Raw genomic sequence first — 11,584 nt, forward strand, 5'->3', positions numbered from 1 at the left:
TTTTTTGGAGCTGTACTTCTTTCAGAAATTACCAGCAGTCCAGGAAAAATATAGCGACAAAGCTAATTAAAAAACCACCGTTATCGACGTTTGTTCAGTAAAGCGTTATCCGGTAGAAATAATAGAGCCCCATTTACCCCCTTGGACACCCCTTATTTTGTCCTGACTCACTCGAAAAAGCGCAATTAAAATGATAATGCCCCTTCTCGCGATACGCACGATTACTATGAATTCTAGAAAAATTATTTTTCTTCTAAAAAATAAAAATCTTAAAAATGACACCTGATCAACACGACCGCTTTATCTCTAGATCGCAAAGCATTACTCATTTTATCGGCCAAACGTTAGAGGTAATGGTTTCTAAATCGACCGAAATGGATGCTATTGATATTACAAAAATTTATTACCCGTTATGGAACAAACTTGAAATGAAAAATGGTTTATTCTTGAGGTTAAAACAATTCAACCTTTATTCACCTCAAACGATCGCTGAATTTATCGAAAAAAGTATCTACTTGCAACAAGCGAAGAAACGCTATAGAAATTTTATTCTCAAGGTAAACGCTATGATTTTAACCTATGCTAAAATACTAATTAACGATTGGCAGAACTTACACGATAAGATTGTTGAAAATGCCACTTAAATATACAAAGAGAGAAAAAAGTTAACGAAACGGTGTATATGTTGATTTCTGATCAGCAACTGGAAGATGCATTGGAAGGCCTTCTCAAAGGCTTTTTTCGACAAAAATTAACCGCCTATGCCCACTATTTTAAAAATGCGTCTACTATTAGTAATTACGAAAGATGAAATTTTAAAGAAAAATCCGCGTGAGAGCGTTCCACCTAAAGCCATTTTAGAAAAAATTACCTCTGCTGAATTAAATAAAATATAACAAAAACTCAACGAACTTACCAAATCCCATTATCAGCAATGGTAAGAGAAACACCAAAGTTGGAATAAACTTCTCATTATGGCGCTGACCGCCAACGGCGTCACACTTTCTGAAATTGAAATCAAAGAATTACAAAGATAAAGAACCCCTATCAGAATTAAAAAAAAATCGATTTATCGACTTTAATATTCCTTTCCCTTCAAAAAAATCCATGAATTTTGAACACTATTTACGTACTAAAGTTCACTTAGCCACTCACAATTCACAAAGAAGAAACGGAACTAATCAAAGCACAACAGGACCAAACACAAGAACCATTAAAACCTCTTCCTTCTAAGATAGAAACAAGTGGTAAAGGCTAAAAAAACTTAAAGCCTATCATCCTTCGCGCAGGCGCGCCTGCGCGAAGGATTAAAATTGAAATGGCTGTCGTGACTTGTAGGTAAATGATGATATGCCCCTCTCGTTAGTTAAGAGGGCGAAGGGGCTTCCCGCTGCCGCTGAGCCTCGTACAAACAAATCCCACAAGCTACAGAAACATTTAAATTTTCAACACTCCCACACAGCGGAATTTGCGCTAGAAAATCACACTGCTCTTTTGTCAATCGACGCAGCCCCGCGCCTTCACTACCTAACACAATAGCAATATCTCCAGTCAAATCAATTTCTTGAATTAGAGTTTCTGCCTCGACCGCCGTTCCTACAATCCAAACGCCTTCTTTTTGTAACCAATCGATGGTACGCGATAAATTAGTCACGCGAATAAAGGGTGTCATTTCGGCCGCTCCACAAGCCACTTTACGAACTACCAGCGTCATACCAACGGCACGATCTTTAGGCGCAATAACAGCTCGAACACCGAATGCGTTGGCACTGCGAAGACAGGCCCCTAAATTATGGGGATCTTTAACACCATCAAGGATTAATAACAAAGCTGGCGTTTCGTGCTTTTTTAATAAACTTAAAAGAGCACTTTCATCTAAATTTTCCACTTCTTCGCACTCAGCAACAATGCCTTGGTGTTTGTCATTACTTAATGTATTTAATTCAGTCCGAGAAAGAGGAATAACTTTCACGCCTAGACCCTTGGCTTTCTCTACTAACGACTTCAAACGCTGATCGTCTCGATTTTCTTGCACGTACAGCTTAACAATCCGTTGAGTCGCTACATCTAGTACAGCGCTTACCGCATGAATTCCATAAACTGATTTAATTTTGCTCATAATTTTGCCGTTACTCTTTGTTTGTGTTGAAACTATCCAATTAATCCATTGCAACTCATTTAAATTTAGCTGGGGTCTGTTTACAATTGTACTATGCTCGCCATAATTCATCGATTTCCTGTTTTCGCTGCTCACGTACTTCTATGCACGCTGCGGTGCAGTCCATGAATTCTGGCTCAGCTTAGCGAATTGTAAACAGACCCTAAAAAATATTAATAAATAAAAAATGGATCCTATCATGAAAAAAATTCTATTATCTGCCGCATTAATTATTTTTTTATCAGGATGTGCTTCTCATATCAAAGATGGACCGCCGCACTTTTATGTGAATGTCGATAAAATTTCCAATCCAAAACCCCGACCTTTACCGCGAAGTAAATATGGAAACCCCTTGTCTTATACCGTCAACGGCAAACATTATCACGTTTTAAAAACAGCCCATGGATACCAACGACGCGGCATTGCTTCTTGGTACGGCACTAAATTCGATGGTCAATTAATGTCCACCCGTGAACCTTACAATATGCTAGCGATGACTGGCGCAAGTCCGGTTTTACCCATTCCCTGTTTCGTGCGCGTTACTAATCTAAGGAATGGCCGATCGGTGGTCGTAAAAATCAACGATCGTGGTCCTTTTGTCCCGCACCGTATTTTAGATTTGTCCTACACCGCTGCTAAGAAACTCGGCTATGTTAATCGAGGAACGGCCCTCGTTGAAGTTAAAGCCATTGATTTTACTCATCCATATTCGCCCAAAAAATCAGTAACGTTTGCAAAAGCGAGGTTACGATCGCACTTATTCATACAACTCGGTGCTTTTCGCGAACGCACACACGCTGAAAATTTAAAAAGAGAACTGCGTGCTTACATTAAAAAACCCATTTTTGTTCTAAGAAGTATTTACAACCGATTACCTCTCTATCGCGTCCAAATTGGACCTTTATCCAATACAAATGAATCGAATTATTTACATGACGAGCTTAAAAAGTTAGGCTTTGGAGAAATTATCACAATGAAAGAGTGATCAATGACAACAATAGCTAAAACAAAAACTTGGCAGACGGTTCTGGGCGAAGAAAAACAAGAACCCTATTTTCAAGAGATCCTTGATTTCCTCAAAAAAAAACGTAAAGCAGGAAAAATTATTTACCCGCCGCAAAAAGATATTTTTAATGCGTTGAAATTAACCCCTTATGAAGCAGTTAAAGTCGTTATTTTGGGTCAAGACCCCTACCACGCCCCAAACCAGGCTCACGGATTAGCTTTTTCCGTTCGTCCAGGCGTCCCAGCCCCGCCTTCGTTACAAAATATTTTTAAAGAACTGCACGAAGACCTGGATGTTACAATCCCGTCCCACGGTTTCCTAGAAAAATGGGCCAAACAAGGCGTGTTGCTGCTTAACGCCGCTTTGACCGTCGAAGCTGGCAAACCCCAATCCAACGCTAACATTGGGTGGCACCGTTTTACTGACAAAGTGATCGAAAGTTTAAATGATCACCCCGAGGGTATTGTATTTTTGCTCTGGGGGTCCTGTGCCAAAAAAAAATCTCAATTGATCAATAACATGCATCACCGAATATTAAAAGCCCCCCATCCTTCACCACTTTCCGCCGCCCGCGGTTTCCTCGGTTGTCGACATTTTTCAAAAGCGAACCAATTATTGCACGAGATGGGGAGAATGGAAATTGATTGGTCGTTAGATTGACTTTCCAGATAAAGGTTTTTCTTCGTCCAACGACTAAAAAGCAACAAGCATCGAAAATTTTAGCCAGCTTTCCGTTCTTCAGTACAGAATAATCTTTTGATATTGCTTTTAAAAATTCAACACTCGTCAACTCTCGTTTTTTAACCCCTTTCAGCCGGTTAGCAGCTGCTATTTTTCTTTTATGAAATAGTTCCTAAATTAAGAAAAAGGCGTTGAGTAAATGACATCTTGCATTTCGTTGGATTCCATTCTTTTTATATACCTATACCTCTCTAAATAATATATCTACTATAAAAGAAAGCCAAGGAGGATTCGAACCTCCTTTGAAAGAGTGGATAGAAAGATACCGTAATAGCGTTTTTAAATACCACTGAATCTATTAATTGAATATTATCAACGTTACGGTATAAATTAGCGAGTTTATTAAATATAGATCGAATTAATTTTGAGCTTCCTCTCTCTGGCATTCTGAAGGTAATAACGCTAAATTGTCCGTTTCAAAGTATTTAAAGAGAATTTCATTCCTTTCTTATAATCCAAATAAAATTTCATTCAATACAGGTTGAAAAAATACATAAAAATACATAATTAATAAGTAAAAGTAATAAGCTCATTATCAAAACTTAAATTCTACCGGCTACAAGCACATCGAAAAAGACATCTAAAAATTTCTGCTTAACCTCTTACAAATATAAAGATTAGACAATTTCATCAGGGACACTTCTTTTACAAGTTCTTCCCTCACAATAGTTATTAACTCAGGGGGAAAAAGAAGGGTCCGTGAAAGACCTCATACTATCACTTATTCAACTATTAAAACTTAACGTGCATTACTCAATGTCCTCTGTAAGTTTACTCACTAACGTGACCATCAGAGGACAAAGGATGACTGTTTAAACGGCGGTAAATAATTTTTAATTTATGGATTAAACGTTCTTTATTAAATTAAGCAAAAGTAGAACTTTTACCAATATGCTTATCAAAACACTCCTCCGTTCCAGGTCCGCATATCTGGATTAAGCAGGCCAAACCAGTCTTCAAGAGCCTACCCTAACTGTGATAAGTCAATGTTCGGCGGGAAAGTAGACGCGAAAGTTTTTTCAATGAGTGCTGAGGCAAAGTGATAACACATAAAAACTTCAATACTGTAACTGTATGCTAAAGTTTAGCTCTTTAATCTTAAAAAAGCTAATTAGTAGTAGGGTGGAATTTGACATTTCTAACCCCCAAGGCTAGAGTTTCTACGCCATGCCGAGGTGGTGGAATTGGTAGACACGCAAGTTTCAGGTACTTGTGGGGGAAGCCCGTGGAGGTTCGAGTCCTCTCCTCGGCAGATTAAGATTCCAATTTTAAGCACATTACATGTTCAAGATCTTACAATACCCTGATCCCCGCTTAAAAGCCACTGCGCAACGCGTTGAAAAATTTGACGATGCCTTACAGAAAATGATCGATGAGATGTTTGAAACGCATTATAAAGCGACTAATTGCGCCGCGTTGGCGGCTACCCAGTTGGATATGGAAAATCCAAAGCACATTACAGTCATAGACTTTTCTCCCAATAGGGATCAGCCTTTGTGCTTGGTGAACGCTGAGATTATTGAACGCAGTGGGGAGCATACGGAGCAAGAAGGGTGTATGTCTGTCGGTGGGGGGACGTTTGAAAAGGTCACCCGGGCGGCGAAAATTAAGGTGCGGGCGCGGGATCGTCATGGCCAGCCGCTGGAATTTGAAACGACTGGGTTTATGGCAAAGTGCATCCAGCATGAATTGGATCATTTGAATGGTATTATTTTTCTTGATCGATTATCGGCGCTCAAGCGAGGGCGCATTGATAAGCGGCTTGAGAAGCTGCGTAGGCAAGGAAAGGTCTAAGAATAACCCCCTTTTCCTAGCCCTCTCCCCGAATGGCATACCATTTTCTACCAGTTACAGCCATTTCAATTTAGGCTTTGTCATTCACGCAGGGGGAATCTAGCGCGCCTTCAAGGCGGCTGCGCACGGGGCCCCCACGCGCCGTGCGCTGGGTCCCCGCGCCTGCGCGTGGGGGGCCGACAGGTTTTACGTTTTTTCGCCTTGTAAAATTACTCAGATATGTTTTAATGACACCGCAGAAAATACCTAATTCTGAATTCAAAAATATGTCATCCCACTAAATAAAGGTAGGAATCTAGAAGTGAATACTTTCCGCTGACTTACTACGGGATGACGACGTACAGTGGAGATAGACACTATGTTATCGCTGTCTCGCGGCATATTCGAATTACACATGATTATTTTTTATATTTTCATCGCTGTGAGTATTCTTACCTTTGGAGCAATGATCTCTATTCTCTATAAATTTCGCAAATCTAGACGTGCCGTTCCTGCCAATTTTCATGAACGTATCAGCGTTGAAATTTTCTGGACCGTTATTCCTTTTATCATACTTGTCATTATGGTGTTTCCAGCAACCATGATACTTTACCAAAAACATAACAACGTCACTCAGGTGAAGAAATGAGAACGCGAACTGAAATCGTATCGACAACACAGACAAGCGCAACCTGGTGGGATTATTTTCAGCTCTGCAAACCCCGCATTGTTTTATTAATGTTATTAACGGCCATTGTCGGGATGTGTTTAGCCAGCCCAGGCATTGTATCGTGGCGCGTTTTTTTATTTGGTAACTTAGGAATTGTGCTTGCCGCTTCTTCTGCCGCAGCAATTAACCACTTGCTCGAACATCACCTCGATAAATTAATGCGACGAACTTATCGGCGCCCCATTGTGCAAGGGAAAATCAACCGAAAAAACGCCGCTATTTTCGCAGCCATCCTTTGTATTTTATCGATGATTATTTTAATCGGTTTTGTAAATCTACTGACCGCCTTACTCACTTTTATTACCTTGATCGGTTACGCTGGCTTTTATACACTTTATTTAAAACATGCCACTCCGCAAAATATCGTCATCGGCGGTTTAGCAGGCGCCGCGCCGCCACTTTTAGGATGGGTAGCCGTAACTGGTCACATCGATCCACCTGCTTTAATTTTATTACTTATCATTTTTCTGTGGACACCCCCCCATTTTTGGGCGCTGGCTATTCACCAGATTGATGATTACGCTAAAGTCAATATTCCCATGTTGCCAAATACGCATGGGATCACTTATACCAAAATTAATATCCTACTCTATACGCTATTATTAACAGCGATTAGTTTTTTACCTTTTGTGATCATGACATCTGGATGGATTTATTTTTTAAGCGTCTGTCTATTAAATTTAGGCTTTGTTTATTTGGCTATTCTTTTGTTGACTAGCGAGCGCAAGGAAATACCTATACGGACATTCCAATACAGTATTTGGTATTTGATGTTTCTATTTACTGCGCTGCTTGTCGATCATTATGTGTATCTAATGGTAACCATTTAATTAAAGAGGAAATTTGATAAAACGTTTTCTAATTATTTTGTTGGCTTTTTTATTTCTCATTGGCTGTTCGCCAGACCATTAGCGAAAATCGCTATCGCCAAGTAGCCCGTATAAAGCGAAGCGGAATACGGGAACCCCTATCTATTCTTTTGCAGTAATGACTTTGTGAAAAACCGCCTGGCGAATGATTGTATGCTTACGATCAGGGCCAGTGGAAATAATGGTGATCGGGACTTCCAAGAGTTCTTCGAGTCGTGAAATATAATTGCGCGCTTCTTTTGGCATTTTTCTGTAATAGGTTAGGCCGTAAGTAGCTGTTTTCCAACCCGACATTTCTTCATATACAGGTTCGCACGATTCTAATAACGATTGATCGAAAAACGGTTCATTCACTACCTTTCCATCACAACGATAGGCCGTGCATAAGTAGATCTTAGCAAATTCATCTAATACGTCAAGTTTAGTTAATACAATGCCCGTTAAACTATTTATTTGAATCGTTCGACGCATGCTAATTACGTCGAACCATCCGCACCGGCGGGGACGACCTGTTACTGAACCGAATTCATTACCACGCTTCGCCATTTCTTTCCCTTCCTCATTGGTTAATTCGGTAGGAAATGGCCCTGCGCCAACACGAGTGACATAAGCCTTCGTAATACCCAGCACACGATCGAAATACAATGGCCCAAAGCCGCTACCTGTCGCGGCACTGCCTGCAGTGGTATTTGAAGAAGTCACATAAGGGTACGTACCCAAATCAATATCTAACAAGGAACCCTGCGCCCCTTCAAAAATAATATGTTTATTTTGCCTTCGCAGATTACCCAAAAGTGCTGAAACATCACCGATCATCGGTTTTATTTTTTCACGAAATTCCATTAATTGATTATAAATACTCTGATAATCCAGTGGCGTTTGATGATAATAATGTTCTAATTGAACATTATGATAAGTCATAGCTTTTTTAATTTTTTCCAATAACTGACCGGGATGCAATAAATCCATCGCGCGAATGCCTCGTCGCGCTACTTTATCTTCATAAGCAGGACCAATACCTCGACCCGTCGTGCCAATCGCTTTGCTGCCTAACTCAGCTTCACGCGCTTTATCCAGCGCCACATGATAAGGCAATAATAAATTACAAGCCGAGCTAATTCTCAGCCGCTCTGTCACAGGTATTCCTTTTGCGTTTAGCTCTTCAATTTCTTCCATTAACGCAGGGGGAGACAAAACAACCCCATTACCAATCAAACATAAAACGCCTTCTCTCAAAATCCCAGAAGGAATTAAACGCAATATAGTTTTTTTACCATCGATAATTAACGTATGACCTGCATTGTGTCCCCCTTGAAAACGCACGACTGCAGCCACATCTGCAGTCAGCATATCAACAATTTTGCCTTTACCTTCATCACCCCATTGTGTTCCTAAAATAACGACGTTCATTTACTACTCCTTCTTCACTTAAATAAAGACCTTAAAGTCTTGTTAGCCCGCGGCTCGAGCGCGGGAGCTTGAAGGGCGTTGCGCGCGTCTTTTGGCTATCTTCACGGCAAACCAAAAGTCGAGCATGATATTCAAAGAGACGTTGATAATCTTTTCATTGAATTCAAGCACCAATTGCAGTGACCTTCAGGATCAATTTTTTCGGTTTTAATGACACCCATTTTACATAACGTCGAACGTAATTTACTTTTTTTGCTTCGAGTGTCACGTAACAAGCCAGAATGGCGTCCGTCAATAATTCGACAATTGCTTAATTCAACAAATTGATTCCTTCTCCAGTCAAGGCCGATAGCCACCACACCCGACGGAATTTTCCTTTTTCATCATAATTCACTCGTGGTTTTCTCGATTAACGTGGGTTTGCTTCTAACTTGGTTTTCCTCGGCCCACATAAACCAATCCTACCCCGTTGTCGCTCTAAGTGGCCCCACCCTCGTACCAGTCGAGTGCTGAGGTGTTTTAATTGAGCCAGTTCGACTTGTAATTTACCTTCAAAAGTATGCGCACGTTGAGCAAAAATATCGATAATTAATCCTATTCGATCTAAAACGCAGTATTGAAATAATTTTCCAAATTACGCTCTTGGGAGAGAGATAATTCATGGTTAAATAAAATTAAATCTGCATTGAAATCATAAACCGTTTGCTGAATTCCTTCTGCCTTCCTTCTTCCTGCAAAATATTTAAATTCCGGTTGATTTCTTTTTCTTTTCACTATAGTTAAACATCACCCCCTGATGAATGCGTTCGCCGCCTTTCATGCCGGTCAATGAAATAACGACGTATTTGCCTCAATGATTTCTCTCTGACTCTGACTGAAGTCGTCCCTGGTCTAATAGAAATACATGGTCCATCTTGTCAGAAAATTCACGATTATGCGTCACAATAATAAAACTAATATTTAACGAACGATTTAATTGTAAGGTTAAATCAGCTACCTGTTCTGCTGTTTTTTGATCGAGGTTACCGGTTGGCTCATCTGCCAAAACACAAGATGGCTCAGTTACTAAAGCACGCGCTAAAGCGATGCGCTGCTTTTCTCCACCAGATAACTCACCAACACGATGTTTTTTGCGATGACTTAAGCCAACCTTTTCAAGGTAGGCCGATGCTTTTTGTCTTGCCTGTTTAGGTTTGATCCCGCTGCGCACTAATAAGGGTATACATACATTTTCTAATGCGTTAAATTCTGGCAACAAATAATGGAATTGATAAACAAACCCCAAATGTTGATTACGTAATAACCCTTTTTCTCGTTCAGATAGTTGATTGATATCTTTTCCATTCACCCATATTTTTCCACTGGAAGGCTTATCCAACCCACCCAATAATTGTAAAAAAGTCGATTTGCCAGCACCAGAGGCGCCGATGATAGCAATACGTTCGCCTGGAGCTACGGAAAATTCAACTTCATGCAATACCGGCACACGCAATTTTGCTTCGACATAGGTTTTACTTAATTTTTCGCAATGAATGACTGGCTCACTATTCATATCTCAATGCCTCCGCCGGCTCGGTTCGAAAAGCGATAAACGCCGGATAAATTGTTGCAATCAAACTTAAGGTGAATGTAATAAAGGAAACATTGAGAACATCAACCCATTGTAAACGCGATGGTAGAAAGTTCACAAAGTAAATCGAACTCTTTAAAAACTGCACATGAAAAATTTGTTGAATACCATTGACAATCGCAGTTGCATTTAACGCCAAAATAACGCCGGCAATAATCCCAATCAGCGTCCCAATAATTCCCACAACAGCGCCTTGGATAACAAATATAGACATAATCGTACGAGGAGTAGCGCCCAACGTGCGTAAAATTGCTATATCTGCACGCTTGGCATTAACGACCATCACCAACGTAGATACCAAATTAAAAATAGCCACGCCGACAATCAATAATAAAATGACAAACATAATCGTTTTTTCCATGGCAATAGCTCTAAAAAAAGAACCAAATTGTTCTGTCCAATTCGTTACGAGAAACTCTCCGGGCAGTAGTTTTTTCAACTGCTGAGTGACCGATTGTGCCTGATAAAGATTTTTTATTTTAACATGTAGCCCACTTGTACCTTTCGAAAACAACCTAAAACCATCTTGCATATTGATATAAGCAATCCCGACATCAAAGTCAAAACCGCTTTTAGTACTGAAAATGCCGCTAATAGTGAAACGGCGAAATTGAGGGAAAATCCCCAGAGGGGTTGTCGTTGTTTGCGGGGTGAACAGACTAACTTTATCACCAATGGAAAGCCCCAATTGATCCGCCAGTTTGCGTCCGAGAATGATGTTATAGCTCCCGGAATTCAAACTGCTTAACCTTCCCCCCACTAATTTCTCCTCAAGTTGGGATACTTTTTTCTCTTGCGAGGGCAGCACGCCCAAGACAGTAGCTCCACTAACGATTCCTTTGTTACTTAGTGAAGCCATCCCCGTGACAAACGGGGCTGATGCGACTATCTCGGAATTGGAAGCGATGGTTTTCTGTAATTCAGGCCAGATTTTTTCGATATTTTGTCCTGTCATGACCGTTACTTGGGGCGCAAGGGCAAAGAAATGCGTTCGAATCTGATAATCAAAGCCATTCATCACCGACAAGACCGTAATTAACACGGCCACCCCCAACGCGATCCCCAATATCGATACCAGAGATATGAAGGAAATAAAGTGGTTACGGCATTTTGCTCGCGTATAACGCAAACCCACATACAGAGCCAAAGATCTTATCATAAGGGGTCAACTATACTAAAAAAACGCTTTATAGTGTACCATTTAGCGCTGTAGAAAAATAGAAGTAACCCGTATAAAGCGAAGCGAAATAGGGGTTATTTTACAAAG

The 11,584-nt window shown here is 40.4% G+C and carries 8 protein-coding genes, 1 tRNA gene and 4 pseudogenes; 8 read left to right on the forward strand and 5 right to left on the reverse strand.

All coding sequences use genetic code 11. The annotated features are described in order from the left end of the window. Nucleotides 1–70: 70 nt before the first annotated feature. A pseudogene (locus FIV31_RS07690) lies at nucleotides 71–524 on the forward strand (Rossmann-fold NAD(P)-binding domain-containing protein); the annotation flags it as partial. 42 nt (nucleotides 525–566) lie between these two features. After that, nucleotides 567–1,258, forward strand: a pseudogene (locus tag FIV31_RS07695) (hypothetical protein). Between the two features lie 108 nt (nucleotides 1,259–1,366). On the opposite strand, the pseudogene rlmB reads toward FIV31_RS07695, so the two are convergent. Beyond that, nucleotides 1,367–2,178 (reverse strand): annotated as a pseudogene (gene rlmB, locus FIV31_RS07700) (23S rRNA (guanosine(2251)-2'-O)-methyltransferase RlmB). Nucleotides 2,179–2,345: 167 nt separating this feature from the next. Here rlmB and FIV31_RS07705 point away from each other — a divergent pair. From FIV31_RS07705 to cyoE, 6 genes are all read left to right on the forward strand, one after another. Continuing rightward, nucleotides 2,346–3,143, forward strand: coding sequence for a septal ring lytic transglycosylase RlpA family protein (locus FIV31_RS07705; protein ID WP_280124359.1), 798 nt, complete (start codon nucleotides 2,346–2,348; stop codon nucleotides 3,141–3,143). Nucleotides 3,144–3,146: 3 nt separating this feature from the next. After that, a complete protein-coding gene (ung, locus tag FIV31_RS07710; RefSeq protein ID WP_280124360.1) occupies nucleotides 3,147–3,824 on the forward strand; it encodes a uracil-DNA glycosylase in 678 nt (225 codons plus the stop codon). 1,250 nt (nucleotides 3,825–5,074) lie between these two features. Further along, nucleotides 5,075–5,157: transfer RNA gene (locus tag FIV31_RS07715), tRNA-Leu, on the forward strand. A 29-nt stretch (nucleotides 5,158–5,186) separates the two neighbouring features. Next, nucleotides 5,187–5,699 carry a peptide deformylase gene (def, locus tag FIV31_RS07720; RefSeq protein ID WP_280124361.1) on the forward strand — a complete coding sequence of 171 codons (513 nt, stop codon included), beginning with the start codon at nucleotides 5,187–5,189 and terminating at the stop codon, nucleotides 5,697–5,699. Nucleotides 5,700–6,057: 358 nt separating this feature from the next. Next, entirely contained in the window at nucleotides 6,058–6,327 is a 270-nt protein-coding gene (locus FIV31_RS07725; protein ID WP_280124362.1) for a cytochrome c oxidase subunit II transmembrane domain-containing protein, read from the forward strand. Then, nucleotides 6,324–7,238, forward strand: a complete 915-nt coding sequence (gene cyoE / locus FIV31_RS07730) for a heme o synthase (protein WP_280124363.1) — start codon at nucleotides 6,324–6,326, stop codon at nucleotides 7,236–7,238. Before FIV31_RS07725 ends, cyoE begins: the two co-directional genes overlap by 4 nt. Before the next feature lie 141 nt (nucleotides 7,239–7,379). Here the strand turns inward: cyoE and FIV31_RS07740 are convergent, their stop codons facing one another. From FIV31_RS07740 to FIV31_RS07755, 4 genes and pseudogenes are all read right to left on the reverse strand, one after another. Then, nucleotides 7,380–8,687 (reverse strand): adenylosuccinate synthase, encoded by a 1,308-nt coding sequence (locus tag FIV31_RS07740; RefSeq protein WP_280124364.1) that lies wholly within the window; start codon nucleotides 8,685–8,687, stop codon nucleotides 7,380–7,382. A 412-nt stretch (nucleotides 8,688–9,099) separates the two neighbouring features. Then, a pseudogene (locus FIV31_RS07745) lies at nucleotides 9,100–9,440 on the reverse strand (HflX-like GTP-binding protein); the annotation flags it as partial. A 97-nt stretch (nucleotides 9,441–9,537) separates the two neighbouring features. After that, on the reverse strand, nucleotides 9,538–10,239 hold the full coding sequence (locus tag FIV31_RS07750) for an ABC transporter ATP-binding protein (RefSeq protein ID WP_280124365.1): 702 nt from the start codon (nucleotides 10,237–10,239) through the stop codon (nucleotides 9,538–9,540). Next, nucleotides 10,232–11,476, reverse strand: a complete 1,245-nt coding sequence (locus FIV31_RS07755) for a lipoprotein-releasing ABC transporter permease subunit (protein ID WP_280124366.1) — start codon at nucleotides 11,474–11,476, stop codon at nucleotides 10,232–10,234. Before FIV31_RS07755 ends, FIV31_RS07750 begins: the two co-directional genes overlap by 8 nt. Nucleotides 11,477–11,584 lie beyond the last annotated feature (108 nt).

The organism is Coxiella endosymbiont of Ornithodoros amblus (genome assembly GCF_019425495.1).
In the GTDB taxonomy this organism is placed as follows: Bacteria; Pseudomonadota; Gammaproteobacteria; order Coxiellales; family Coxiellaceae; genus Coxiella.